At 44.3% G+C, this 26,273-nt stretch carries 23 protein-coding genes; 18 read left to right on the top strand and 5 right to left on the bottom strand.

All coding sequences use genetic code 11. The features are described from left to right. The first annotated feature begins 120 nt into the window (after window positions 1-120). The 14 genes from dinG (at window position 121) to NST74_RS19935 (ending at window position 15,509) form a co-directional block, all read left to right on the top strand. Window positions 121-2,982 (top strand): ATP-dependent DNA helicase DinG, encoded by a 2,862-nt coding sequence (gene dinG, locus NST74_RS20000; protein WP_341114048.1) that lies wholly within the window; start codon window positions 121-123, stop codon window positions 2,980-2,982. 133 nt (window positions 2,983-3,115) lie between these two features. Beyond that, window positions 3,116-3,766: a redox-sensing transcriptional repressor Rex gene (locus NST74_RS19995; protein ID WP_042129497.1), complete on the top strand. Its 651-nt coding sequence runs from the start codon at window positions 3,116-3,118 to the stop codon at window positions 3,764-3,766. Beyond that, the gene (locus tag NST74_RS19990; protein WP_341114047.1) at window positions 3,756-5,057 is read left to right on the top strand and encodes an amidohydrolase; all 1,302 of its coding nucleotides are present in this window, start codon (window positions 3,756-3,758) and stop codon (window positions 5,055-5,057) included. Before NST74_RS19995 ends, NST74_RS19990 begins: the two co-directional genes overlap by 11 nt. Before the next feature lie 166 nt (window positions 5,058-5,223). After that, window positions 5,224-5,742: a cell wall elongation regulator TseB-like domain-containing protein gene (locus tag NST74_RS19985; RefSeq protein WP_042129493.1), complete on the top strand. Its 519-nt coding sequence runs from the start codon at window positions 5,224-5,226 to the stop codon at window positions 5,740-5,742. Between the two features lie 412 nt (window positions 5,743-6,154). After that, a complete protein-coding gene (locus NST74_RS19980; RefSeq protein ID WP_341114045.1) occupies window positions 6,155-6,697 on the top strand; it encodes a hypothetical protein in 543 nt (180 codons plus the stop codon). Beyond that, window positions 6,690-8,192 carry an AAA family ATPase gene (locus tag NST74_RS19975; protein ID WP_341114042.1) on the top strand — a complete coding sequence of 501 codons (1,503 nt, stop codon included), beginning with the start codon at window positions 6,690-6,692 and terminating at the stop codon, window positions 8,190-8,192. The genes NST74_RS19980 and NST74_RS19975 overlap by 8 nt, the downstream gene beginning before the upstream one ends. 133 nt (window positions 8,193-8,325) lie before the next feature. Next, window positions 8,326-9,198, top strand: coding sequence for a 3-hydroxyacyl-CoA dehydrogenase family protein (locus NST74_RS19970; RefSeq protein ID WP_042129488.1), 873 nt, complete (start codon window positions 8,326-8,328; stop codon window positions 9,196-9,198). Continuing rightward, entirely contained in the window at window positions 9,195-10,403 is a 1,209-nt protein-coding gene (locus tag NST74_RS19965) for an acetate/propionate family kinase (RefSeq protein WP_042129486.1), read from the top strand. Before NST74_RS19970 ends, NST74_RS19965 begins: the two co-directional genes overlap by 4 nt. A 21-nt stretch (window positions 10,404-10,424) precedes the next feature. Next, window positions 10,425-11,723, top strand: a complete 1,299-nt coding sequence (gene asnS, locus NST74_RS19960) for an asparagine--tRNA ligase (RefSeq protein ID WP_341114040.1) — start codon at window positions 10,425-10,427, stop codon at window positions 11,721-11,723. 26 nt (window positions 11,724-11,749) lie between these two features. Further along, window positions 11,750-12,502: a DnaD domain-containing protein gene (locus NST74_RS19955; RefSeq protein WP_042129483.1), complete on the top strand. Its 753-nt coding sequence runs from the start codon at window positions 11,750-11,752 to the stop codon at window positions 12,500-12,502. Window positions 12,503-12,634: 132 nt separating this feature from the next. Continuing rightward, a complete protein-coding gene (locus tag NST74_RS19950) occupies window positions 12,635-13,183 on the top strand; it encodes an RNA polymerase sigma factor (protein ID WP_081954140.1) in 549 nt (182 codons plus the stop codon). Next, entirely contained in the window at window positions 13,180-13,665 is a 486-nt protein-coding gene (locus NST74_RS19945; protein ID WP_341114038.1) for a hypothetical protein, read from the top strand. Before NST74_RS19950 ends, NST74_RS19945 begins: the two co-directional genes overlap by 4 nt. Before the next feature lie 18 nt (window positions 13,666-13,683). After that, window positions 13,684-14,787 (top strand): hypothetical protein, encoded by a 1,104-nt coding sequence (locus tag NST74_RS19940; protein WP_341114036.1) that lies wholly within the window; start codon window positions 13,684-13,686, stop codon window positions 14,785-14,787. Beyond that, window positions 14,784-15,509 (top strand): hypothetical protein, encoded by a 726-nt coding sequence (locus NST74_RS19935; protein WP_341114035.1) that lies wholly within the window; start codon window positions 14,784-14,786, stop codon window positions 15,507-15,509. The genes NST74_RS19940 and NST74_RS19935 overlap by 4 nt, the downstream gene beginning before the upstream one ends. Before the next feature lie 63 nt (window positions 15,510-15,572). Here NST74_RS19935 and proC read toward each other — a convergent pair whose 3' ends face one another. From proC to proB, 3 genes are read right to left on the bottom strand one after another with little or no spacing between them, the layout of a single operon-like run. Continuing rightward, the gene (proC, locus tag NST74_RS19930; RefSeq protein ID WP_042129476.1) at window positions 15,573-16,442 is read right to left on the bottom strand and encodes a pyrroline-5-carboxylate reductase; all 870 of its coding nucleotides are present in this window, start codon (window positions 16,440-16,442) and stop codon (window positions 15,573-15,575) included. A 48-nt stretch (window positions 16,443-16,490) separates the two neighbouring features. After that, window positions 16,491-17,738 (bottom strand): glutamate-5-semialdehyde dehydrogenase, encoded by a 1,248-nt coding sequence (locus NST74_RS19925; protein WP_042129474.1) that lies wholly within the window; start codon window positions 17,736-17,738, stop codon window positions 16,491-16,493. 37 nt (window positions 17,739-17,775) lie between these two features. Then, entirely contained in the window at window positions 17,776-18,879 is a 1,104-nt protein-coding gene (gene proB, locus NST74_RS19920; protein WP_341114034.1) for a glutamate 5-kinase, read from the bottom strand. A 431-nt stretch (window positions 18,880-19,310) separates the two neighbouring features. Between proB and NST74_RS19915 the strand changes: the two genes are divergently transcribed. Further along, complete coding sequence (locus tag NST74_RS19915; protein ID WP_341114033.1) at window positions 19,311-19,508, top strand: hypothetical protein; 198 nt, start codon at window positions 19,311-19,313, stop codon at window positions 19,506-19,508. A gap of 107 nt (window positions 19,509-19,615) precedes the next feature. On the opposite strand, the gene NST74_RS19910 is transcribed toward NST74_RS19915, so the two are convergent. Further along, window positions 19,616-20,527 (bottom strand): LysR family transcriptional regulator, encoded by a 912-nt coding sequence (locus NST74_RS19910; protein ID WP_341114032.1) that lies wholly within the window; start codon window positions 20,525-20,527, stop codon window positions 19,616-19,618. Between the two features lie 189 nt (window positions 20,528-20,716). Next, complete coding sequence (locus NST74_RS19905) at window positions 20,717-22,066, bottom strand: FAD-binding oxidoreductase (protein WP_341114031.1); 1,350 nt, start codon at window positions 22,064-22,066, stop codon at window positions 20,717-20,719. Between the two features lie 256 nt (window positions 22,067-22,322). On the opposite strand from NST74_RS19905, the gene leuC reads away from it, so the two are divergent. The 3 genes from leuC (at window position 22,323) to NST74_RS19890 (ending at window position 26,134) form a co-directional block, all read left to right on the top strand. After that, a complete protein-coding gene (gene leuC / locus NST74_RS19900) occupies window positions 22,323-23,747 on the top strand; it encodes a 3-isopropylmalate dehydratase large subunit (RefSeq protein ID WP_341114029.1) in 1,425 nt (474 codons plus the stop codon). A 29-nt stretch (window positions 23,748-23,776) separates the two neighbouring features. Further along, entirely contained in the window at window positions 23,777-24,379 is a 603-nt protein-coding gene (gene leuD / locus NST74_RS19895) for a 3-isopropylmalate dehydratase small subunit (protein WP_042129463.1), read from the top strand. Window positions 24,380-24,565: 186 nt separating this feature from the next. Further along, window positions 24,566-26,134, top strand: a complete 1,569-nt coding sequence (locus NST74_RS19890; protein WP_341114028.1) for an N-acetylmuramoyl-L-alanine amidase family protein — start codon at window positions 24,566-24,568, stop codon at window positions 26,132-26,134. Window positions 26,135-26,273: the final 139 nt, after the last annotated feature.

The raw sequence follows: 26,273 nt of genomic DNA, 5'->3' as shown, positions 1-26,273 counted from the left end.
TTTATTATTCCGCATTTTCATTCAAGCGATGCATCCCCTGAACCAGTGGTGTGCATCGCCTTTTTTCGCAACTTCTGTTATGCTGATTAAGAGTCTCAATTGAAAGGGAATAGAATTATAATGAAATTTGCCGTGCTTGATTTTGAAACAACGGGAACCCAATCCGTGGGTGAAATTATCCAGGTTGGCCTTGCAATTATAGAAGAAGACCGGTCCATCTCCCGGGTATATGGTTCCTACGTCAAGCCCGGAACGCCGATACCTCCTTTTATAACTGGTCTAACGGGGATTACCGATGATGATGTAAAAGATGCGCCTGAGCTGGATGCGATGATGATGGAGCTTGTTCCACTCTTGGATGATGTTGTGCTTGTAGGGCATAATGTCGCATTTGATTTCCATTTTTTACAAAATGCATTAGACAGATGTGGGTATTTACCATTTCAAGGGCGGATTTTAGATACGATTGACTTTCTAAAAATCTGCTTTCCTTCCCTGACATCCTATCAACTAGGGTCAGTTAGTGCACATTTTGGAGTGACACATGATCGTCCGCATCAGGCAGATAGTGATGCACTGGCGACAGCTCTTGTGCTGTTGAAATGTCTGGAGGAGCTGTACAGTTTACCGTTACTCACCATCCAGCGACTATGTGAGCTGTTTACCGAAGAGGATAGTGATTTAGGTTGGTATTTTGATGGTCTGCTGCGTGAGCGGGAAGCGGAGACGCTTCAACCCGAAGGTGATCTGACTTTCTATCGTCAATTAGCGCTTGCAGTAGGGGATTGGAATGAACTAGCTCCACCTCGTGACGAGCATGCTGAGAATCCGCTACAGAATTTATCATTTAAAGATTATATGGATGAAGTAACGAAACGGCTTAAAGACACTTTGCCACAGTATGAAAGCCGAGAAGCTCAGGATATTATGATCAATGAGGTGATAACGGCACTTGCCGAAGACAAACATCTATTGATCGAAGCAGGGACAGGAACCGGCAAATCGCTTGGTTATTTGTTGCCTGCCATATACCAAAGTGTTCGCACTAATGAAAAAGTTATGGTCAGCACTCATACCATTAATCTGCAGGATCAATTGCGTGAGCGTGATATTCCTTTGTTAACGCAGGTAGTTCCGTTTCCATTTAAAGCTGCGATTTTTAAAGGCAGAGGGCATTATTTGTGTCTTCGTAAGTTTGAACATAAAATTAATAAAAAAGACTTTATAAGTCCAAGGGAAGATGCACTTACTGCGGCTCAGATGATCGTTTGGCTGACACAAAGTGAATCAGGAGATGACGAAGAGCTCAATTTAAGCGGTCGTGGCGGAGATTTCTGGGAGACGGTAGCAAGCGATACCGATTCTTGTCTCGGTCGCTCCTGTCCTTGGTTCCGCAAGTGTTATTACCATCGGGCAAAACATGAAGCGGGTATTGCTGACGTGGTTATTACGAACCACTCTAAGCTTTTCGCAGATGTTAAGGCTGGGCACCAGCTACTCCCGGCTTATGAACATCTTGTTATTGATGAGGCCCACCATCTGGAGGATGTGGCTGGCAAGCATTTAGGTATGCATATGAAGCATTTCACGGTGGCTCACACGCTGTCCCGATTATACAAGGATAATCGTAACGGCCAACTCCCAACGCTTCGTCAAATGCTTCAGTCATCAGGCAGTGAGGAAGCTTCTGAATGGAGCGGAGTTATCGATAGAATCTATCCAGATCTGCTTACTGTAAAAGAAACCTGGGATCTACTTAGTGACAAGCTATTCAGCCTCTTGCCGGAACGTAGCGATGCAGCAGCGGGAGAAGCTGGACAGCTAGTCATGCGGTTACTTCCTACCCGTAAACCGAAGGATTGGGATGAATTGGTTGCTTTAGAGAATACTATGAATCTGACATTAAGCGAAATTATCCGTAAGGGTGATAAAATGCTTAATGAGATGCGTGATCAAGAAGGTCAATCTTCTTCAGATAGTCTAGTAACCGATATTAGCGGCTTATTCAAGGATTTAGCTTCTATACGTGAGCAAGTACGGTTTTTTATGGGATTAAACGACGAGAATGTAGTATATTGGCTGGAGGCGAATGGAAATTATCGCAGCAAATCGCTACAGCTATATGCCGTCCCTGTTGATGTTAGTACCCAGCTTAAAGAGCTGTTCTTCGACAAAAAGAAAAGTATTGTGTTAACCTCGGCGACGCTTTCTGTCGATAAATCGTTCCAGTTTATGATTGATAATCTCGGACTCAATGAAGCTGCGGAAGAGGGGCGTCTAATGACATCTCTCCTTCCTTCTCCCTTTAAGTATCGGGAGCAGGCACTATTAGTAATTCCACGGGATTTCCCTAGTGTGAAAGGCAGTGTGGGTGATGCCCGATTTGTCGATACGCTCGTACAGTCACTAGCAGAAGCGGCAATTACGACACGCGGACGGATGCTTGTTCTGTTTACTTCTTACAAGATGCTGCGCCAAGTTTACGATCCTCTGAAAGAGGCTCTAGCCTCACAAGAAATTACGGTGCTAGGTCAAGGCGTGGAAGGTGGAAGCCGCAGTAAGCTGATTCGACGTTTTCAGGACAGTGCTGCTTCAGTTCTACTTGGAACTAGCAGCTTCTGGGAGGGAGTAGATATTCCGGGTGAGGCATTGACATGCCTGGCCATCGTGAGGCTTCCATTTCAACCGCCTAATCACCCTCTAGCGGAAGCGAAGTCTGAGTTATTACAAGCCCAGAAGAAGAATCCGTTTATGAAATTGTCGGTGCCTCAGGCAGTTATCCGCTTCAAGCAAGGATTTGGAAGACTGGTACGGACAGCGCAGGATCGGGGTATTGTTATAGTGTATGACACTAGGGTTATCGAATCTCATTATGGGAAGTATTTCCTTTATTCGTTGCCTGGCCCGAAAATGGAACATATGTTGACGGATCAAATGGTTCCTCGTATAGCAGAGTGGTTGGAAGACGGAGGCGTTTCTTAAGAAGGACATCTTCTGTTTAATTAATCACTCCACAATGAAGGGCGGTATAAGAGAATACCGCTCTTCATTGAGACGAGGTACAGAAATTTTAATAGGATTTAAACAGATTAGTACTTAAATTAGGAGGTAAATTATGAAATCGGATAAAATATCAGAAGCCGTTGTTCGAAGACTTCCTGTGTACTTACGTTTCTTGAATGATCTCCAGAAACGTGAAATATTAACCGTTTCCTCGCAAGAATTAGGACAAAAACTTGATCTCAATCCCGCTCAAATCCGTAAAGATTTAGCGTATTTTGGAGACTTCGGCAGAAAAGGTATTGGGTATGACGTAACTTATCTTATTGAGAAAATCCGTCATATTTTAAAGCTGGACCAACAGCTGAATGTGGCTTTAGTAGGTGCCGGTAACCTTGGACATGCATTATCTAATTATAATGCTTATCTGAAAGATACTATGAAGATTACCGCTATATTTGACTCTTATGCACCTAAGGTAGGGCGGAAAATCAACTCTCTTACGGTTCAACCCATGGAGGAGCTAGGTCAGACAGTTCGTGAGCAAGGCATTCGAATTGGGATTATTACAGTACCTGACTCAGAAGCGCAGAATGTAGCAGATATTCTTATTGAATCTGGTATTGAGGCGATTTTGAATTTTGCACCAGTGATTCTAAAAACACCACCGAATATCCGGGTTCATGCAGCCGATTTTACAACGGATTTGCAAAGCCTTGCTTATTATTTGAAAGACGGAAAGGAAGAAAGCGGAAATGAAGAGTAGTAAAACGATTATCAAAGGCGGGCGTTTTCTTATTCCGGGAACGGATGAGCCTGTTCTTAGTGGATATATGACTATTGAAGATGATTTGATCACTTACATAGGAAAAGAAGAGCCTTTGATGGAAGAAGGTGTGCAAGTTGTTGATGGCAGTCGTCTGTTGTTTATGCCTGGTCTGGTAAACACACACGGCCATGCCGCAATGTCATTGCTTCGTGGTTATGGAGATGATTTAGCGCTTCAAGTGTGGCTTCAGGAAAAAATGTGGCCGATGGAAGAGAAATTCACCGGAGAAGATGTGTACTGGGGAACCTCCTTGTCTGTTCTGGAAATGCTGAAAGGTGGCACTACAACCTTCCTGGATATGTATGATCATATGGATCGAGTAGCTGAGGTGGTCGAATTGTCAGGTATCCGTTCCGTATTGATGAGAGGCGTAATCGGCCTTTGTCCAGAGGAAGTACAGAATCACAAGCTTGCGGAAGCGATTTCTTTTGCACGTAACTGGCATGGAAAGGCTGACGGTAGAATTACAACGATGATCTCGCCACACGCCCCATATACCTGCCCGCCGGATTTCTTTGTTAAGTTTGTACAGGCGGCACATGATTTGGATTTACCGATGCATACCCATATGTCCGAAACGAAACGCGAAGTGGAGCAGAATGTAGTGGATTACGGACTGCGGCCTGTAGCGCATTTAGAGAAGCTTGGAATGTTCACACGTCCGTCTATTGTTGCTCATGGCGTTCATTTGAATGATGAAGAGATCGAGATTCTGGCTCGTCATAATGTAGGTGTATCTCATAACCCGGGAAGTAATCTAAAACTGGCTAGTGGAGTTGCTCGTGTTACAGATCTTCTAAAGGCCGGTGTGAAGGTGTCGCTGGGTACAGATGGCGCGGCAAGTAATAATAACTTGGATATGTTTGAAGAGATGCGTCTTGCAGCACTTATCCATAAAGGTGTAAGTGGTGATCCTACGGCTGTACCGGCTCCGGAAGCTCTGAGTATGGCTACAGAGTATGGCGCGAAGTCTATCTTTTTAAATGATGTGGGCAGGCTCGCTGTAGGCATGAAAGCTGACTTTATCGCGATTGATATAGACCAGCCGCATTTACTACCGCACACAGATTTGCTGTCTCATGCTGTATACTCTGCCAGTGCCAAGGATGTTGAGCATGTATGGGTGAATGGTAAACAGGTTGTAAAACATGGACAATGTCTAACGTTAGATGAGGAAGCTATCCGTCGTAAGGCGCAAGAATCCTTTGAGGGGCTGCTCAAGCGCTAGTCTAAGATCATAAATTAACTGAAAGGCTGTGACTTTCTGCGTTTGCAAAAGTTACGGCCTTTTCTGTAAATATAAGAATTTATATGAATGAATATGAAACTTTGGATAAACACACGGGTGTGTTATATAATCAAAAAAGATATATTACTAGAAAGGGAGCTGTACCTTGAAGAAAAGGAAAAAATGGATCCTCCTGGGGTCAGTTCTGATTCTGCTCCTTCTGTTTGGACTTATCCAGTTCTATGCCTATATTATGAAAGATCAATGGAACGAGCGAGATATTGCTAAGGATATCGCCAAAACCAGCGCTGGTCTGACAGAGGTAACTAAAGCACAGAAATCCGTGTGGGATGAAAATGCAGTGTACTGGGTCTTAACAGGGAAGAATCAATCCGGGACCGAGTTGATGGTATGGGTACGCTTTACTGTAGACGGGAAGTTTGCAGAAGGCAACGACGCAGTATATGCTGAGGAACTGAGTAAAGGGACCTCTGAAGCGAAAATACGCAGCATAATTAAAGCTGATCTTCCGGACGTTAGTATCGAGCGGTTGTTGCCGGGGGTATATAACGGAGAGTACGCATGGCAGCTTTTTTATAAACAAAGCGGTCGGTATTATTATCAATTTTATCGGTTCTCAGATGGAGCTCGAATGGGTGAAGGATATAGTTTACCCAGCCGCTAAAATAAACAAGAGTACTATACTAGAAACAAGCGGACCATTTATGGTTCGCTTGTTTTCGTTAATTTGATGGATTATTTTGATATACTTGTAATGTACTATTTGTGATATACTAAATAGGCAGTTTTTATATATTCTTTTTAAAAAACACATGTGAAAATGAGCCTGTTAATGACAAGTAACGGCCCTTTTTTAGTTGAAATAAATCAATATATTTATTGAATTGGAAAAAAATAAAAAATAAAATTTTAAATATCTTCACACTTTTTTTCATTATCGTATATACACTTGTGATATACTACTGTTTGTAAATAGAACAGTAGTAAGAGAATGTTAGGCTCTGATGAGCGCTTAACAGCTTTGATTTATTGATCATTCTGTTTACATTTTGTCATCTTTGAGAGGAGGACGTTTCTTGAAATTACGTCTTGTACCTGTACTGATAACGTCTCTACTGTCGGCTACTCTATTGTTCGGAGGATTCTTTTTATATCGTCAGTTTGCTTTACAGGAACCGCTCCAAAAGATTGTATCCGGTTATGAGGGAGTAAATAATTCACATATTAGTATTAACCGCGATGAGGTCACTTTGAAACTTGATTTGCAGCCGGGCACGAATTTACGTGATCTGGTATCGTATGTATCCAAAGAAGGAAAGTCAGTGATTGAAGGACGTAAACTTAAACTCGATGTGGATCAAAATTCAAATGAATTATTAGATGATTACTGGGATAAAGCGTTGTTCTCTGTAGCTGAAGCCATGGAGAGCCGTAAATATACTCTTATACCTACAGAACTTGATAGATTAAAAGAGCAACATTCGGAATATAAAGATGTGATAGCAACAACTGAAATTGACGACAACAATGTGTATGTAAGCTTGAGTAATGGAAAAGAAAGTAAATTCGTTATTTTGCCGCGAAAACCTGCGACCTTGGGGGTATGGAATAATGCCTAAGTATCTAAAAGAAATTTTACTCGGATTTATTCCTGTACTGTTTATTTTCATGGCTTTTTTAGGTATTAATATATTCCCAATTGTTATAGCAGCTGGAATGCTTACTGCACTGCTTATAATTGCTCATTTGCGCGGCGGGCTTACGGTGAACGCTGGCGCTGGGAAAAAACGCAAGAAGGAAGGACCTTCGAAGCTAACTTTTGAAGAAATTGGCGGGCAAGACAATGCGAAGCAAGAGCTTCGTGAAGCACTCGATTTTTTGATCCGTCATGAGGAAATTAGCAAATTTGGGATTCGCCCCTTAAAAGGGATTCTGCTCACTGGTCCTCCAGGAACAGGTAAGACCCTTATGGCCAGAGCGGCTGCACATTATACAAACTCCGTATTCGTAGCTGCATCAGGTAGTGAATTTGTTGAAATGTATGTGGGTGTCGGGGCCGGCCGGATTCGTGATTTGTTCAAGGATGCCCGTAGCCGCGCTGTTAAGGAGAACAAGCAGAGTGCCATTATTTTCATTGATGAAATTGACGTAATTGGCGGTAAACGTGAAGGCGGGCAGCAGCGTGAATATGATCAGACCTTGAATCAGCTGTTGACTGAGATGGACGGTATTTATAATAACGAAACACCGCGTATTCTGCTGGTAGCTGCAACAAACCGGAAAGAAATGCTTGATTCGGCATTGCTACGTCCTGGACGGTTCGACCGTCATATTCAAGTGGACATGCCTGACAAGAAGGGCCGGAGATCGATTCTCGAATTGCATGCGAAGAATAAACCTCTTCATCCAGAAGTGAGTCTCGACAAAATTGCTGAAGAAGCCTATGGCTTCTCCGGTGCTCAGCTGGAAAGTGTCATGAATGAGGCTGCGATTTATATGATGCGTGAGGATTTGACGGAAGTTGAGCAGCGGCATCTGTCAATGGCGATTGACAAGGTAATGATGGGTGAAAAAACGGATCGAGAAACCAATCACGAAGAGAAAAAGAGGGTCGCTATTCATGAATTGGGACATGCCATCATGGCAGAGCTCCTTCGTCCAGGAAGCGTTAGTCAGGTTACACTGACTCCGCGTGGGCAAGCCCTTGGATATGTGCGGCACAATCCTCAGCAAGAACAGTATTTGTACACCAAAGATTATTTGGAAGATCAGATTATGATTGCCCTTGGTGGAGCGGCGGCTGAAGAAATGTATTATGGCGGACGAAGCACAGGTTCACGTGCTGATTTCGATCAGGCGCTGAATATTGTGGAAACGATGATGAAGTCAGGATTAACTTCGCTGGGCATTGCCAAGTTGGAAATGGTTACCACTGAAGAGCTTATGAAGGAAAATAGTAAGATATTGGATGAACTGATGACGCGCACTCGTGAGCACCTTGAAAAGCAACGAAATGTATTTGATTACTCTCTTGACATTTTAATGAAGGAAGAAGTACTCTCTGGAGAGCAATTTCGATGTCAATTTCGTGACAGCGTCCTTTTACCAGCATAAATTTTTATGCTGGTTATTTTTTTTTACTTTTCAGGCATGCTAAGATATCATTATATGTCGGGCTTTATAAATTTTTGCGACAGACAAGGTACAATACAAAAGTATAGATACCTGAAAGGATGGAGACTTTTTTATGAATTTCAAAAAAATAGGTGTCATCGGCGGTGGCACAATGGGACAAGGTATTGCTGAAATGTTAGCAGCCAAAGGCCTGGATGTATTGCTGGTGGAGAAAACCGCAGAAAAACTGGACTACTCTTACGAAATGATCGAGACAAGTCTAGATAAGCAATTGGAGAAATGGGCGATCACTCAAGCAGAAAAGAAGCTGATTCTTAGCCGCATTCAAAAAGTGACACATTTCGCAGAGCTCAGCTCTTGTGATATGGTCATCGAAACCATTGTTGAGGATTTGGAAGAAAAGAAAAAGATTCTAAATCAATTGGATCAAGTATGTCCAAATCACATTATTCTTGCCAGCAATACGTCAACACTTAGCTTGACTGAACTTGCAAGTTCTACAATGTATCCGGAACGCGTGATCGGAATGCATTTCATATATCCTGTTGCTAAAGTGGATCTTGTTGAAATCGTACGCGGTCTGAAAACTTCAGATGCTACTTTTGAAGACACAAAATCCTTTGTTGATGAGATTGTTGAGAAAAAAGGTGTAATGATTTATGAATCCCCAGGATTTGTAACATCACGCCTCATTTGCTTGTTTATCAATGAAGCTATGCATGTGTTGCAAGAGGGCGTTGCCTCCGCACAGGATATTGACGATGCTATGCGTATCGGTTATCAATTCCAATATGGACCGCTTGAAATGGCTGACAGATTCGGCTTGGATTCGGTTCTTGCTGCGCTTGAAAATATGTTCCGTGAATACGGTGAATTGAAATACCGCCCTTCTACAATTCTCAAGAAGATGGTACGTGCAGGACAACTGGGTATGAAATCAGGAGAAGGCTTCTTCAAGTACGACAAGGATGGTGACCGTGTATGAATATTCTAGTTATTAACTCAGGTAGTTCTTCTTTGAAATATCAGCTCTATAACATGAACGATGAATCGGTTTTGGCTAAAGGTTTGGTTGAACGTATTGGAATGGACTCCTCTATTCTGAATCATAAACCGACTGGCAAAGCGGAAGTGACAGAAGTAAGCGAAATCCTGGAACATAATACTGCGATTCGTAAAGTCCTTGCTTGTCTTACAGACAAGGAGCATGGTGTAATTGAATCCATTAAAGAAATTGATGCTGTAGGTCATCGCGTAGTGCATGGTGGTGAATTCTTCAAAGCCTCCGCACTTGTGGATGCTGACGCAAAAACGAAAATTCGTCAATTGTTTGACCTTGCACCACTGCATAACCCAGCAGCAATGATGGGGATTACGGCTTCTGAAGTAAATATGCCGGGTGTACCGCAGGTCGTTGTATTCGATACTGCCTTCCACCAAACGATGCCTGAGAAAGCTTATATGTACGCTATTCCTAGAGTACTGTACAATAAATATAAAGTTCGTCGTTACGGCGCACACGGTACATCACATGACTTCGTAAGCAAGGCTGCTGCGGAGTACTTGGAGCGTCCGCTGGAAGATCTGAAGATCATTACTTGTCATATCGGTAACGGCGGTAGTGTAACTGCAGTTCAGGGCGGAGTGTCCGTGGATACTTCGATGGGTATGACACCTCTGGAAGGTTTGATGATGGGTACACGCAGTGGTGACCTTGACCCAGCAATTGTTCCTTACGTAATGAACAAGGAAGAATTGTCTGTAGGTGAAGTGAACTCCATGTTGAACAAACATAGTGGTCTCTTAGCAATTTCGGGCGTAAGCAGTGACATGCGTGATATTATTGAGGGTATGGAAAAAGGTGAGCCTAATTCCACGCTAGCTTTTGAAATGTATGAGTACCGCTTGCGCAAGTATATCGGTTCATATACGGCTGCCATGAACGGTGTAGATGCGATCGTATTTACTGCCGGTGTTGGTGAAAATGCTTCATTGCTTCGTGAGAAACTGCTAAATAACCTTACTTTCCTGGGTATTGAGTTGGATGCTGAAGCTAACAAAGTTCGTTCAGGCGATCCACGTCGTATCTCTACGGTAGATTCCAAGGTACAAGTGCTAGTAGTTCCGACAAACGAAGAACTTGTCATTGCACGCGATACACACCGTATTGTGCAAGGAATTAACGGCTAAATTAGAGGAGAGATTGAAGGCATGGCTAACAAGAGTGTAATCAAGAACGTGAATGAACATGTTGGAGAGAGCGTTGTTATCGGTTGTTGGGTAAACAACAAGCGCTCCAGTGGTAAAATTCAGTTCCTGCAGCTTCGCGATGGTACAGGTTATATTCAGGGAGTTGTAGTGAAATCAGAAGTACCTGAAGAGGTATGGGATGCTGCTAAGAGCCTCACGCAGGAGAGCTCTTTGTATGTGACCGGAATTATTCGCGAGGAGCCTCGCAGTCAGTCCGGGTTTGAAATGACTGTAACTGGAATTGAAGTCCTGCATCTTACAGAAAATTATCCTATTACTCCGAAAGAGCATGGCGTAGATTTCTTGATGGATCACCGTCATCTCTGGCTTCGTGCCTCGAAGCAGCGTGCTGTTCTGGTTATTCGTGCGGAAATTATTCGCGCAATCCAACAGTTCTTTAACGAGAGTGGATTTACAAAGGTAGATCCTCCGATTCTGACACCAACGTCGGCAGAGGGAACTACTAACTTATTCCACACGAAGTACTTCGATGAGGATGCCTATCTGACCCAAAGTGGACAGTTGTACATGGAAGCTGCTGCAATGGCACTGGGCCGTGTATATTCCTTTGGACCAACTTTCCGTGCGGAGAAATCCAAGACTCGTCGCCACTTAATCGAGTTCTGGATGATCGAGCCAGAAATGGCCTTTACAGATCACGAAGAAAGCTTGAAGGTACAAGAAGAGTTTATTAGCTTCGTTGTGCAATCCGTATTGAAGAATTGCCGTGCGGAGTTGGAAGCAGTAGGTCGCGATATTTCCAAACTGGAGAATATCAAAGCGCCATTCCCAAGGATTACTTATGACGATGCAATCAAGTTCTTAAACGATAAAGGCTTTGAAGATATTGCTTGGGGTGATGATTTCGGTGCACCTCATGAAACAGCAATCGCAGAAGCATACGATAAACCTGTATTTATTACTCACTACCCTGCTTCTTTCAAAGCGTTCTACATGAAGCCGGATCCAAATCGTCCAGAAGTCGTGCTGTGTGCGGATATGATCGCTCCAGAAGGCTACGGAGAGATTATTGGTGGCTCACAGCGGATCGATGATCCTACACTGCTTGAAGAGCGTTACAAAGAGCATAATCTTTCGATGGACTCTTACAAGTGGTACATGGATCTGCGTACTTACGGATCTGTACCTCACTCTGGTTTTGGACTTGGACTTGAGCGTACTGTAGCTTGGATCTGTGGCCTTGACCATGTACGTGAGACTATTCCATTCCCACGTACGCTGTACCGTCTCTACCCATAAGTTCTTATATTTGAAGGGGGACGTTCATGGACGGCAAAGGATGGAGTACCTGGGGCGAAGGCGTCTCCTTCGGTCTGGAGAACGGAATGGCCGTCATACCTTATGCATTACTGAAGTATTACCGGAAGCTGAATTTAAGCGGAAGTGAGGCCATGTTGCTGATCCATCTGCTTTCTTTCAGGCAGGTGGAAGGGATTGACTTCCCTTCGCTTGAGGAGCTTCAGGTCGTAACAGGCCGTAGCATATCTGTTCTAGCAGGAGAATTGCAGAAGCTTATGAAGGAAGGTTTCATTAGTATCGATGGAGACAACGATGAACTAAGAGACATCCATTATGAACGCTACAACTTCTCAGGGTTATACGGAAAGCTTGGTGCTTATCTAGCGACAGTTGTGCAAGAGCATGAGCAAGATAAGCACGCAGGGGGCTATGCAACCTCGGCACCACGGGCTGCTTCAGGGGGTGGATTCGGCGGAAAGCCCCCCTCATCTCCTTCTCAACTTGGAGCTGAAGAGGAAAGCCGAAATCTGTTCAGTATTTTCGAAAAGGAATTCGGACGTCCGCTATCTCCAATGGAATGTGAGACGATATCTAGTTGGGTGGATCAAGACCGGTATCCCGAGGAGCTGATTCTGTTAGCACTGAAGGAATCTGTATTTGCAGGAAAGGTTCATTTCCGTTATATTGATCGAATATTGCTGGAATGGGCCCGCAACCGGGTCAAGAACGCTCAGGATGTTAAGAACTATACGCAAAAATTCCGCAATGGCGGAAGATAGCTTGCTCAGGAGAGAACCGCATTGCTTTAGCCCATCGCTAAAGTCAGTGCGGTTTTTTTAATATTTCTATAAAAAAATGCAGGGGTAGTTGTAATCGATGGCGTCTATTGCTGTGGGAAGGAGGGGAGAGTCATTGAAGAAGAGGTATTAATTCGGCAGATTTGCCAAGGTGACGAAGATGCGTTCCGCCAATTTGTAAATACATACAGTCAGCAAATTTACAAAATTACTTATTCTGTATTACGCGATGCCAAAATGGCGGAAGATGCTGCTCAGGAAGCTTTTTTACAAATGTACAAATCTCTCCCTGACTACCGTTTTCAAGGCTTGAAATCATGGATTACACGGATCGCCTTAAATAAGGCAATCGATGCTAAGCGTAAGCGTGATCGACTTAGGGAACTGCCTGTTGACTATGAGCTTGTACTAAGCCAGACTGCTTCCAACGAGGAGGATGTGTTGTCAGGTGTTGTACGCCGTGATCGGATGGATCGGCTGCTCAGTGAAATTAATAGCCTGCCAGAAACTCATCGTGGAATTATGGTGGCTTATTATCTGGAACATAAAAAATATGATCAGATTGCTGCAGAGCAGGGGATTTCACTGAAGACGGTAGAATCCAGATTATATAGGGCGAGACAATGGATTCGAAACCATTGGAAGGAGGACGAATGGCTATGATGAAGCGTGGAGAAGATCCAAACCAACGTGAACAAGCAAAAGCGTATGTTGAAGGTCACATGGAAGAAACGATCAGAGAAGATTGGGAACGATTGCTGTTGGAAGATGAAGAAACGTTTACTTCCTATATGGAAATGCTGGATGAGCTACAGGAGGATCTGCCTTCATTGGAGAATTCGTCTATTTTTGCAGAGAGGGTTATGGTAGATTGGGCTAAAATGACGGAATCTTCAGCAGCATTGGAACAAGTGACGGTTGAAGAAGGGGGACGGCGATATCGCTGGTATGAAAAGACAATCTTTCATTATGCGGTTGCCGCGTCACTTACGCTGTTGATTATGTCATCAGGTATGTTTGATAAGCTGCACACAGGTCAAATGGAGCTAATGATCCCTAAAAAAGATAATTCCCTATCATTTAGCGAGCAAGTCATACAGGCAACTAGCGGATGGTTGGATCAGCTAATGGGCAGCAGAAAGTGATGAGAGGAGAAATGAAACATGCAACAGCAGCGTAGTAAATTAAAAGCTTTTTTTCTTAATTTGATTCCTGGAGCAGGTCATTATTATATGGGAAAACGTCCACAGGGAATTGTTTATCTTCTGTTAAGCTTTGGCATCTTATTTATGTCGTTCTTAATAGCTGTGGCTGAAGGTGCCGAGGATATTCTAATCATGGGTGTGATGGGGTTCCTGCTCATCGGGACGGTTTCGATGCTGCATCTGGTGGTTAAAATGCTGCAGATGCCTGCTCCGATAATGACTCCAGATGGATCGAATTTTGATTATTCTTCAATGCCCGTTAAGACAGACGATAATGAGCGTGTACATGTAATTTTATTATCGTTCATTCCAGGATTGGGTCATTTTCATATGGGGTTGATGCAGCGAGGATTGTCTTTCCTCATTTCTTTCTTCGGTTTCATGACCGTGATGTTATTCCTGGCAGGGATTACGTCAAGTGATGTTTTCCTTCTTCTGTTTGGCGTATTACCAGTGATTTGGTTATATTGTATGTTTGATGCGGTTCAGTTAATCCATCGCAAGCAAGCTGGAGAAGAGATGGTAGATCGTACCTTATTCGAAGAGATGGAGGCTGGTCGTGAGGAGGGGCGCCGTAGCAAAGTTTTGGCTACACTGCTTTCTGCTTTTCCGGGTGCCGGACAAATGTATCTAGGGCTGCAAAAAAGAGGGTTACAGCTCATGTTACTATTCCTCGGGAGTATTTATGTCATGGACCTACTGCGTTTAACGCTGCTATTCTTCCTCATTCCAGTCATTTGGTTCTACAGTTTATTCGATGGCTTACAGCTTGTCAGCCGACATGGACGTGAGCCTTTACAGGATAAGCCAGTCATAGAAGGGTTTTTAAATCATCAAGGATGGCTTGGAGCTGCTCTGATGTGTCTAGGGCTGTATTACATTGTAGTGAATGTCGCAGTTCCAGCACTTGATATCAGATTTCCTGAATGGCGTTTGGAGTATAGAGTCAATGAATATTTCAGGACCATTATTGTATCCGTGCTATTGATTGGCGGTGGTTTGAAGCTGATGGCGGGAAGTAAAAATAACAAAGGAAGAAAAGGGACGGGTGGTCACTCTTGAATAATCCGATAGAAATACAGCAGGGAGTCATTGTTCCAAATGAGCGTCCAGTCACGGAAGATAAAACAAGGCGCTGGCGTGTAGGAACGTTGTCGATGGGACTGAGTCTTTTATTTCTGGGAGCACTAATTATGGTCTCGCAGTGGAGAGGCGCGGAGGTGTTCGAGACGACGTTAGCTTGGTGGCCGATTATTTTTATATTATTAGGCTCAGAAATTGTAATATACACTTTATGGTTTCGTGGACAAGGAAAAATGTATTATGACGTGCTAAGTGTTCTGTTCGTTGGTTTTATAGCAGTATGTTGTCTGGTTTTTGCAGCATTTAGTTCTTTAGGATTAACACAGGAATTTCGCCGTACCGTTTCAGCTGTGCAAGAAAGTTACGCATTGCCAGATTGGAAAGGAGCCGTTCCAGATGGCGTTAGTACCATCATTATTCAAGCTGCCGAGCCTTATGGGATTAAAGTGGATCAAACGGGTGGAAACGAGCTAAATGTATTTGGAAGTTATTTTTCAAATAAAGGAAAGCTACAAAAAGCACAAGAGCAGCAGCTGCTTCAAACTAAGCATGTTGGGAATACGCTATACATCATTTTAGGGGAAACTCCTAGAGACCTGCTATTCGATAATTCTCGGAACACATTGGACGTGACTGTTGGGGCTCCGGCTAATGTTAAGGTGATTGTTCGAGATACTTATGGAAATGTTGTGACCAGTTAATCTAAGTTTAATTTGAAAAAAGATCGCTTCCTGACCAATGTGGTCTGGGAGCGATCTTTTTAGTTAGGAATGCAGCTCTTTCTCAAGCGCAGCGCCCATTTCACGGGAACGTTCGGCACATCGATTTACTGCTGCAATGACAGTTTCAAAGAATTCTCCTTGCTCTAGTACTTCTATTGCTGCTTGTGTAGAACCATTCGGGGAAGTGACCTTCTTGCGAAGTGCAGCTGGATCTTCACCCGTTTGCTGTACCATTCTGGCAGCACCTAGAACCGTTTGAACGGTTAACTGCGTGCTTTGATCAAGCGGCAGTCCGCCTCGTATACCAGCTGCGATCATTGCCTCCATCATATAATAAATATAGGCAGGTCCACTGCCGGAAATACCCGTCAAGGTTTCCATGCGTTCTTCGTCTATGACTGTTGTAAGTCCGACAGCTTCAAAGATGTTGAGTGCAAGGCGTCGCCCTTTCTCATCTACTTCTTTGGAAAAGGCAATGCCGGTGGCACCAAGACCAATAGAACTAGAAGTATTCGGCATTGTGCGGACGATGGGTTGCTCTTTACCAAGCAGACCTTGCATCGTTCGAATGGACAGCCCAGCGATTACAGAAACTATGATCTGATCTGGAGAAAGAAGAGGACTTAGTCCGCGTAGCGCTTCGGCAGCATCTTTTGGCTTCATTGCTAACACAATTACTGGTGAGTTCCGTAGATAATCTGTTTTTTGTTCAGGATCATTTGTACCGATTACGCCGTAACGACTTCTTAGCTCTGCCAGACGTTCACTACTGCTGCGGTTAAGCATAATAACATTATCGGATTTCACGATACTGCGGCTAATCATCCCGCGAACGATGGCTTCTGCCATGGAGCCAGCGCCATAAAATACAATATTATGATTCATTAGTGGAATGGAAGGTTGCTGACACATGGCTAAAATCCTCCTAAAGTGGTGTGATTGAAAACAGATACGTGGGCATTAGCCTCGTATTTGACCTGTTCCATAAATCTTATATTTGGTTGAAGTAAGGGCAGGTAGACCCATTGGTCCACGAGCATGGAGTTTCTGTGTACTAATGCCGATCTCTGCACCAAATCCAAATTCAAAGCCGTCTGTGAAGCGGGTGGAAGCATTGTGGTAAACAGCTGCAGCATCTACTTCCTGTAAGAAGCGTGAAGCGTTATCCGGATCTTCTGTTACGATACATTCCGAGTGCTTCGTTCCATACTGGGCGATATGCTGCATAGCTTCATCTAAATCGCTGACGATTTTGATATTTAATATATAATCGTTATATTCAGTAGCATAGTCCTCTAATGTTGCAGGTAATGCCCATGGGACATAAGAAATTGTTTCCTGACAGCCTCTCAATTCAACCTTAACCTCACGGAAAGCTTCGGCTAATGAAAGCAAATACTCTTTTGCGAAATCCCGATGAACGAGCAGCGTCTCCATGGCATTGCAGACCGAAGGGCGTTGGGCTTTGGCATTCAAGCTAATGTTCTGTGCCATTTCTGGCAAGGCGCTTGCGTCGAGATAAGTATGGCAGATGCCTGCACCTGTTTCAATAACGGGCACGGTTGCGTTAAGCACAACATTTTGAATCAGAGAACTACCTCCACGGGGGATAATTACATCAAGTAGTCCGTTGAGTTTAAGCATTTCATCAACAGAGGAACGGTTGGGATCCTCGATCAGCTGAAGTGCATTTTTCGGCATTGAAGTCCCTGCTAGCGCTTGGTGAAGCACCTCGACAATTTTTCGGTTAGAGGACAGAGCGGAGGAGCCACCGCGCAGCACAACAGCGTTACCCGTCTTAAGACACAGACCAGCAGCATCAACAGTTACGTTTGGGCGTGCTTCATAGATGATCCCGATGACACCGAGTGGAACACGGAGTTTCTGGATGCCCAGACCATTTGGACGCTCAATGGTTTCTAGCGTGTCACCAATCGGATCAGGTAATACAGCGATTTGTTGAAGTCCTTCAGCGATACTGTTTATTCGGCCTACATCTAAGGCTAGTCGATCAAGCATAGACTCAGGAGTGCCGCTTAAGCGCCCGCGTTCCAAATCTTCCTTGTTGGCAGCAATAATGGCTGGAGCCTCACGGCGTAGCGCTTCTGCCATCACTAAGAGAGCTTCATTTTTTTGACCGGTTGTTAAACTAGCTAATACTCCAGTGGTTTCCTTGGCTAATTTTGTTTTATTGACAACTTCACTCATGACGATTCCTCCTTAAATTTTGTATGGACAAGTTTCCTTACCTTAAAGTAATCCATTCGTCACGGTGAATGACCTCTAGCCGGTGTACTTCTCCCAGCTTCGGAACAATCTGACGGCTTGGTAAGCCTTGAATACTGCGCAGCTGGGCGTCATCGTAATTCACAATCCCGCGCCCCAGCAACTTGGAGTCAGGTCCAAGGACCTCTACAACATCACCTGCATGAAAATTGCCTTCTACATGTTTGACGCCGACAGGCAGCAGACTATGACCGCCATGGAGCAGCGCTTCAACGGCTCCTTCGTCAATGTAAAGGGAGCCGAGCGGGGTGGACATGAAGCCAAGCCATTGCTTTTTAACAGGCAAGGATGATAACTTGGTTGCAAAATAAGTACCTCGACCCGTTCCTGACGCTGCGAGTTGTAAATCTCCAGGCTCAGTAGCTCTTCCAACGAAGACAGGTACGCCACCTCGTGTGGCAATTTTGGCTGCATCGATTTTTGAACGCATACCACCCGTTCCCACACTAGAGCCGGCTCCACCGGCAATAGCATAAATCTCTGGCGTAATATCATCAACGAACTGATAACGAACAGCCTCGGGATGTTTCCGCGGATCTCCGCTGTATAAGCCATCCATGTCGGTTAAGACGAGCAATCTGCTGGCTTTCAGCAGGTTGGCTACGAGCGCAGATAAAGTATCGTTATCGCCGAATTTCAACTCATCTACGGAGACGGTGTCATTCTCGTTGAATACAGGCACCGCTCCTTGGCGAAGCAGCTCATCTACCGTCATCATAGCGTTATTCATGGCTCTGCGACTACAAAAGTCGGTACGGGTTAGTAAAATTTGTGCTGTGGTGATTCCATGCTCAGCAAAAGCTTCTTGATATGCCTGCATGAGCAGCACTTGGCCTACAGCGGCCGCTGCTTGCTTCTCATGCAGTAGCTTTGGGCGTGTTGGGTAACCGATACTGCGAAAGCCTGCAGCTACAGCACCGGAGGTTACCAATAACACCTCGCAGCCGTTTCTCTTCAATTCGGCAATCTCTGAAGCGAAGAAGGAGACGGCTTCGCGATTCAAACCGCCCTCTGTTCCAGTCAGCGAGCTGCTGCCTATTTTGACTACGATTCGTGTCGTCATTTCTGTTCACTTCCTTAGTATTTTATAGATCCTGAAAACGACAAAAAGCCCCCATCCTTAGACTTAGCAAAGGACGAAAGCTATTAACTTCCGCGGTACCACCTTCATTGATGAGGGATCATCCGACTTCATTCTCGTAACGGGAGGATCCGTCCTGTTTAGCACAGGCCGCTCGGGGGTAGGATTCGGAACGAAAACCGCGGTAAATTCTTTCAGCCTGTCGGAATTTACTCTCTAGGCGCGGTTAGACTCATTCTTACTGGTCCCGTCTGCACGTTTCACTTATTTTCAATAGAATACCATGGAGATGGTTGCATTGCAAAGGAAAAACGAAGGAACTATTTCTCGCATGAGAGAGCTTTAAATATTATGTTTAGCCTCTAAGCGAGGGGGTAAAGTACTTATAATCTGTTACTAGGAGGTGGATTGAAGTGACTAAAGGCAACAATGCTGAGCAGGCACAGAACCAAGATCCAAACGAAATAGCAGAGTTTCAAAATAGTGTGACTCGTGAATTTGTGGCGGAACATACCGGAACTTTCATTGTTAAAGGATCTGTTAATGAAAGTACGGCTCGGGTGCTAGATGATCAGAACCGCCTGATTACAAAGCGTAATATGCGTAAATAAAACATAAAGTTTTATAAGGTAAACTTGAAAAAATGCCCTGACAACCATGCAATTGGTTATCAGGGCATTTCATATGTTTTGGAAGAAGGTTATGAAAGGCTAAGTATCTATTCCTCAGTTAGTTCAGCTACCGTAGATTTAAATGTTTCTACAAAAGCCTTTGCGGCCTTGGATAAATAACGTCCACGTCGATAGGCTACGACTAATGTTCGGCTAGGGGCTGGATCAGCTAGAGGTAAGTAGACAGGTACGAATTCACTCCGCGGTGCACGGGCGATAAAATGAGGTACAAGAGTTACCCCCATGCCAGTAGCCACCAGTGACTGAACTGTCTCCATGTTATTGCTCTCAAAAACAATTTTTGGCTCGAAGCCAGCGTTTCGGCACAGATCCATAGTCATTTTGCGAAAGCCTTGACCTTCTTTAAGTACAATAAATAGCTCGTCCTTTAGTTCTTCCAAAGAGGTCTTAGTTCCATCTAAGCTACGTTTAGCTAGTGGGTGTTCGGGTGGGACTGCAAGATCGATCCTTTCCTCACCCAGTTCTTCGTAAGCAAGAGCCGGAATTTCGAGCGGCAATGAGAGCAGGCTTAAATCAGTCTGACCACTCGCAGTAAGCTTCTCTAGGTTCATGGAGGAGTCTTCAAGCAGAGTGATTTCCACTTCCGGATAATTTTGTTTAAAAACCGGAAGCACATGCGGTAGTAAATGTGCACCAGTGATCGGCATACTGCCTACAACGACTCGACCGGTACGCAGTTCAGAAATATCAGACATTTCTTGCCGCAGCAGTTCTACGCCATCAATGATGATTTGGGCTTGCTCCACGAATTTAGATCCAGCATAGGTCAGTTCAACAGAACTGGTATTTCGCTGGAACAGCATTACACCGAGCTCTTTTTCCAGCTTGGAAAGCTGCTGACTGAGTGATGGTTGGGCAATGTGCAGCTTGTCCGCTGCTCGGGAGAAGTTTTTTTCGGCTGCGATTTGCAGGACATATTGTAGTTGTCTCAGTTCCATGTATAAACTCCTTTGGGAGATCGTTTTTACTTATAAGTATAACCTATGAAGTTGAAGTTTTATATAGGTTCGCATGTAAGTTCGTGCACGAACGCTCTGACCGGCAAATAGGAAGGTGTGGTTTACCAGTAATCACTGGAGTCCTTTATGTTTGCCGGTCAAATTTCTATGCTATCTTATTACGTCTTACTATACTTTGCGGGCTGGAGAGATGCTTTGAGGGTTGTTAAATATATTTCCCGGGTCATATTTAGCTTTGACTCTCCGTAATCTAGGATAGTTCGCTCCATAATATACTGTTCCGGAATTTTTAATTCCCTGGTCTGGAACGTTGATGTAGCTCCCCACGATAAATGGCTGCAGCTTCCGACGTGTATTTCGTACTACGAATATATTTCTGGCAGCTTTCGATTTCTTGATCCATGAGCTATTCCACTCTACATAGAATTTCGCTTTACGCCAGTAGAAGGCTGTAGATTTGGGTGACTTACGGCTCACAGCTCCACCCCAGTTGAGGAAAAAGAAACCTGCGAACTCTCCCTCCACTTTCTCTAAGAATTCACGCATGGACTTAATTGCTTTGTCCGGGAAGGGTTTTCTTACGAAACCGCTGGAGAACTGGTTGCTGACTCTTTGAGTTAGCACAGGATCGGGCGCTAACATAAAACTCACTACTTTTGTATAGGGTAAAGAACGGATAATTTGATTCGTAGTTGTTCCTACGCTCGTAACGGGCTTTAAGAGGCGAGAAGCCTCTGCTTTTGATCCGAGGAACAGCCCCGTCATAGTGACATTACCGCCTTTTTTCGGACCAATGGATAATTCACTGCCCAACTTGGTATTAACGGAAGGAGCCCAGAGTTGCCAAGCTTTGAATACCTTCTCGAACTGATCCCAAGGCCAGGTGATACGAAAAACGGTAGCCGAAGCTGGAGCTGGACGTACTTTGAATTTGTAACTGGTGTAAACTCCGAAATTCCCCCCGCCACCTCCGCGTGAAGCCCAGAGGAGATCAGAGTTACTATTCTTATTGGCACGAATAATTTTCCCTTTGGCATCAACCATTTCGAGTTCGATTAGATTATCACTAACAAGGCCCACGGTTCGCTGGAGCGGCCCGATACCCCCACCTAGGGTGATGCCTCCGATTCCAACCGTAGGGCTATCGCCGAATGGAGCCATATATCCTTGCCCAGCAAGCGTGTGTGCAATTCTCCCTACTGTATTTCCGGTACCCACAACAACAGTTCCTGATTTTTTATTTAGTTTAATTTTCTTCATTTCACTTACATCGATGACAATTCCTCCGGTGACCTGTGAAAGATTAACCTCCAGAGAATGTCTGCCGCTTCTTGCACGGATGGGGACTTTATTCTCGTTAGCCCATTTTATGGCGTTCGCAACATCTTGTGTTTTTTGTGCGAAAACAAACACTTTCGGGAATTTGTCAGTATGCGGATCCCAATTCTTACGTGCCGTTTCATACCCTTGATCACCTTTAAAAATAACTCGCCCGGTAAGTCTCGTTCCTGACTTCAATTGTTCCAACTCCTTCTGAGCTAACAAATGCACTGCATTTCAACAACTAGGACCCGATATAGTATGAAGGGCATTCGTCTAAGGAGTGGGCTTACTAGGGTCTCAGAAAAAAACGTCTTCAATCTTATAGGTTGAACCTATCACTTCTATAGATATCATATCTTGGAATTATAAAGACGGTGATGTTATATTTAGATCATTCAAGAGAGACTCCACGCTCTCTTCCAATGAACGATTCTATTAATGAGGTGAAATTATGAGCAACAAGACAATGTTTGAGAAGATTTGGGATAATCATGTTATTCATCAAGAGGAAGGTAAGCCTAGCATTATTTATATCGATCTTCATTTGGTTCATGAAGTAACTTCTCCACAAGCGTTTGAAGGACTTCGCCTCAGTAACCGCAAGGTTCGCCGTCCTGAACTGACTTTCGCTACAATGGATCACAACGTTCCTACCAAGGATCGTTTTAACATTAAAGATCCAATTTCCAAGCAGCAAATCGATACACTTTCTAAGAACTGTGCTGATTTTGGTGTGAGATTGTTCGACCTGAATGATATTGATCAAGGTGTTGTTCACGTAATGGGTCCTGAGATCGGCTTGACTCACCCTGGTAAAACTATCGTTTGCGGCGACAGCCATACCTCCACACATGGTGCATTCGGTGCGCTGGCCTTTGGTATCGGAACAAGCGAAGTTGAACATGTAATGGCTACCCAATGTTTGCAGCAATCCAAAGCTAAGACAATGGAAGTACGCTTTACAGGTAAAAGAAATCCTGGTGTAACAGCAAAGGATATGATCCTTGGTGTTATTGCTAAGTATGGTACTGATTTCGCAACTGGCTACGTAATTGAGTACACTGGTGAAGCTATTCGTGAGTTGTCGATGGAAGAACGTATGACCGTCTGCAACATGTCGATCGAAGGTGGAGCAAGAGCAGGCTTGATCGCTCCTGACGAAACTACTTTTAACTATCTGCGTGGACGTCAATATGTGCCGCAAGGCGAAGCTTATGACGCTGCTGTTGAAGGATGGAAGAGTCTTGTTAGTGACGAAGGTGCTCAGTATGATACGGTTGTTGAATTCGATGTGGAGACATTGATTCCACAAGTGACTTGGGGTACTAGCCCGGGCATGGGTACAGATATCAACTCTAGCGTGCCAAATCCGGCTGACTTTACCACTGAAAATGAACGCAAAGCTGCTGAAAAAGCGCTTGAATATATGGATTTGACTCCTGGAACTCCTATTTCTGAAATTTCAATTGATTATGTATTTATCGGTTCTTGTACTAACGGACGGATCGAAGATTTGAGAGCCGCTGCCGTGGTAGCAAAAGGCCATAAGGTATCTGACAAAGTTACTGCCATTGTTGTTCCTGGATCTGGTCGTGTTAAAATGCAGGCTGAGAAGGAAGGGCTTGATAAAGTCTTTACTGACGCGGGCTTTGAATGGCGCGAAGCGGGATGCAGCATGTGCCTTGCGATGAACCCTGATGTATTGCAACCTGGGCAACGCTGTGCATCTACCTCGAACCGTAACTTTGAAGGACGTCAAGGTCGCGGTGGACGCACGCATCTGGTATCCCCAGCTATGGCTGCTGCAGCTGCGATAAAGGGTCGTTTCACTGATGTACGTGATTGGAACTATAAGACGGAAGCTGTCAGCTCATAGAACTAGAGAGAACACGGGAGGATAAAACTATGGATGCTTTTAAAAAATTAACAGGAATTGTTGCACCAGTAGATCGGGTGAATGTAGATACGGATGCGATTATCCCAAAGCAGTTCTTGAAACGGATTGAACGGACTGGATTTGGACAATTTTTGTTCTACGAATGGCGTTTTGATGAGGCTGGTAACGATAATCCTGCCTTTGAAATGAATAAACCACGCTATAAAGATGCTTCTGTCTTGATCTCACGTGCTAACTTTGGCTGTGGTTCGTCACGGGAACATGCACCTTGGGCGATTATGGATTATGGTTTCAGAGTTGTTATTGCACCTTCTTATGCAGATATCTTCTACAACAACTGCTTTAAGAATGGCATTCTGCCGATCAAGCTTTCGGAAGAGCAAGTGGATGAGCTGTTTAATCGGACAGCCGAGCATGATGGCTACCAGTTGACCGTGGACCTTGAAAGCAATACACTTCATGATGAATTTGGACTAAGCATCAGCTTTGATCTGGATGAGCACCGCCGTCAGTTCTTGCTGCAAGGTCTGGATGATATCGGCTTGACCCTTCAACATGCGGATGAAATTGCGGCGTATGAAGAGCGTCATGCGGCTAAGTTATTCTCTTAATAGTTGGGTATGACTGGTTTCATTCTTAATTTTTACAAAAATTACGCAAAACTTCTATTTCCGGGTCACGGAAATAGAAGTTTTTTTGCTATAATAAAAATATTCATTGGTTATTAAGGAAACATTTGGTGATTTCTGTCGTCTAAGTATTTATCTAGAACTATCACTTGCAGAAGGAGCGGGAAAATGAGAAGAGTTGGGTATCGAACGTTGCTGCTATTGTTGCTGCCATTATTATTACTATCATTCACTGGACGTGAAGCTGCCGCAGCTAGTAGTAGCTCAGGCAGAATTATTATGGATAATCAAGAGCTTACTTTACCAAAAGGAATTAAACTTGAGAACGTCAATGGCAGTGTTATGATCCCTGTCAGAGTGGTAGTGGAGAATCTTGGATTTGAGGTTTTATGGGAGCAGCAGGCCCGCAAAGTAACGGTTCACCAAGATGGAAAAAGCATTGAGCTGGCTGTAGGACGAAAAACAGCTGATGCGGATGGAGTAACGTTTGATTTAAACGCAGCACCTAAACAAAGCGGTGGTACGGTTCTCGTTCCGATTCGCTTCGTAAGTGAGCAGTTCGGGCTCAAGGTTGGCTGGGATAATAGCGATAAAACGGTCTATTTGACGGGTGGACAAGCTTCGGTGGCTACACCTGAGGGAACCGTTACTAGTCCAACAGCAACAAGTACGCCTTCTCCAACTCAGATTACTACACCCGGCATGGATAATGGCACAAGCGCTGGAAGTGTTGTGCCCTCACCGACACCACAATCATCTTCCGTACCAGGAAGCACTGGTGTGAATGCAGCAGGTCCGCTTGTAAATGGGGCAGCCTTCACTGAGAATCGATTAATCATCGCTGTTTCTGGGGCTGCTAAACCTAGCATCACAAAAATGAGCAGTCCAGATCGAATCGTCGTAGATTTTCCCGGTGCGGCTTTTGCTCCTGATTTCGTAGGAGGCCTACCGAGTATTACCACAAACGGAAGTCCGCAAGGGAAGCTGGATGTTACGGGTTACCCTCTAGTTTCTGAGATCCGGTATGCGTTGTTCAGTGTAAGTCCTTCTACTGTTAGGTTCGTGATTCAAACAGTCGGGAGCCAGCCTTATCAATTAAGTACGGATGAAAGTACTGGACTGATGACACTAGATTTGAATGTTACAGGCAGTGAAGGGAATACCTCAGGTGGTAGTGGAATGACAGGAAAGCCAGTTGTAGTTCTCGACGCGGGTCATGGAGGGTCACAATCAGGAGCAGTCAGCCTCACAGGTAAACTGGAAAAAGACTTCAATTTAGCTGTTATCCGTAAAGTACAAGCACTGTTAATGCAAGAAGCTTTGGTTGACGTCGTATTTACTAGGACTGAAGATATTACGTTAGGTCTTCAGGACCGTGTGAATATCGCAGAAGCTGCAAAGGCTAATCTATTTATTTCAGTTCATGGGAATTCACTGGAGCAGGGTTATCCGAATAGAGATAAAATAAATGGCAGTGAAACGTACTATTCGCGTAGTGGGAGTCTGCCGTTTGCACAGATTATGCACAAACATCTGATAGCTGGTACTGGATTCAAGGACAACGGAGTAAGAACGAAAAGTCTGCATGTTACAAGAGAAACAAGTATGCCGGCAGTACTTCTAGAAGTGGGGTATCTTACTAATTCAGGAAATGAATCAGGGATGTATAGTGAGCAGCTTCAAGACAAATTAGCGAGGGAAATTGTAGCTGGTATTAAGGAATATTTAGGACTTTAATGCTTAATGTTGGTGAGATTTCTCAATTTTTATGGAATATATTCGCAACCTTTATAGATTATTAGCGTCTAATAGAGGTCTGAGGTTGACGTAGACAGGCCATCACGATCGCCATTCACAGGCGAATACTAGATTTAGA

This window comes from Paenibacillus sp. FSL F4-0125 (assembly GCF_038008565.1).
Classification (GTDB): Bacteria; Bacillota; Bacilli; order Paenibacillales; family Paenibacillaceae; genus Paenibacillus_AQ.
This window is presented reverse-complemented; position numbering and strand designations above follow the sequence as displayed.

What these genes read in the sequence shown, in the direction of transcription:
- dinG (WP_341114048.1), top strand. Translation starts at nt 121, where the DNA reads ATGAAATTTGCCGTGCTTGATTTTGAAACAACGGGAACCCAATCCGTG.
- NST74_RS19995 (WP_042129497.1), top strand. Translation starts at nt 3,116, where the DNA reads ATGAAATCGGATAAAATATCAGAAGCCGTTGTTCGAAGACTTCCTGTG.
- NST74_RS19990 (WP_341114047.1), top strand. Translation starts at nt 3,756, where the DNA reads ATGAAGAGTAGTAAAACGATTATCAAAGGCGGGCGTTTTCTTATTCCG.
- NST74_RS19975 (WP_341114042.1), top strand. Translation starts at nt 6,690, where the DNA reads ATGCCTAAGTATCTAAAAGAAATTTTACTCGGATTTATTCCTGTACTG.
- NST74_RS19970 (WP_042129488.1), top strand. Translation starts at nt 8,326, where the DNA reads ATGAATTTCAAAAAAATAGGTGTCATCGGCGGTGGCACAATGGGACAA.
- NST74_RS19965 (WP_042129486.1), top strand. Translation starts at nt 9,195, where the DNA reads ATGAATATTCTAGTTATTAACTCAGGTAGTTCTTCTTTGAAATATCAG.
- asnS (WP_341114040.1), top strand. Translation starts at nt 10,425, where the DNA reads ATGGCTAACAAGAGTGTAATCAAGAACGTGAATGAACATGTTGGAGAG.
- NST74_RS19955 (WP_042129483.1), top strand. Translation starts at nt 11,750, where the DNA reads ATGGACGGCAAAGGATGGAGTACCTGGGGCGAAGGCGTCTCCTTCGGT.
- NST74_RS19945 (WP_341114038.1), top strand. Translation starts at nt 13,180, where the DNA reads ATGATGAAGCGTGGAGAAGATCCAAACCAACGTGAACAAGCAAAAGCG.
- NST74_RS19940 (WP_341114036.1), top strand. Translation starts at nt 13,684, where the DNA reads ATGCAACAGCAGCGTAGTAAATTAAAAGCTTTTTTTCTTAATTTGATT.
- proC (WP_042129476.1), bottom strand. Translation starts at nt 16,442, where the DNA reads ATGTGTCAGCAACCTTCCATTCCACTAATGAATCATAATATTGTATTT.
- NST74_RS19925 (WP_042129474.1), bottom strand. Translation starts at nt 17,738, where the DNA reads ATGAGTGAAGTTGTCAATAAAACAAAATTAGCCAAGGAAACCACTGGA.
- proB (WP_341114034.1), bottom strand. Translation starts at nt 18,879, where the DNA reads ATGACGACACGAATCGTAGTCAAAATAGGCAGCAGCTCGCTGACTGGA.
- NST74_RS19910 (WP_341114032.1), bottom strand. Translation starts at nt 20,527, where the DNA reads ATGGAACTGAGACAACTACAATATGTCCTGCAAATCGCAGCCGAAAAA.
- leuC (WP_341114029.1), top strand. Translation starts at nt 22,323, where the DNA reads ATGAGCAACAAGACAATGTTTGAGAAGATTTGGGATAATCATGTTATT.
- leuD (WP_042129463.1), top strand. Translation starts at nt 23,777, where the DNA reads ATGGATGCTTTTAAAAAATTAACAGGAATTGTTGCACCAGTAGATCGG.
- NST74_RS19890 (WP_341114028.1), top strand. Translation starts at nt 24,566, where the DNA reads ATGAGAAGAGTTGGGTATCGAACGTTGCTGCTATTGTTGCTGCCATTA.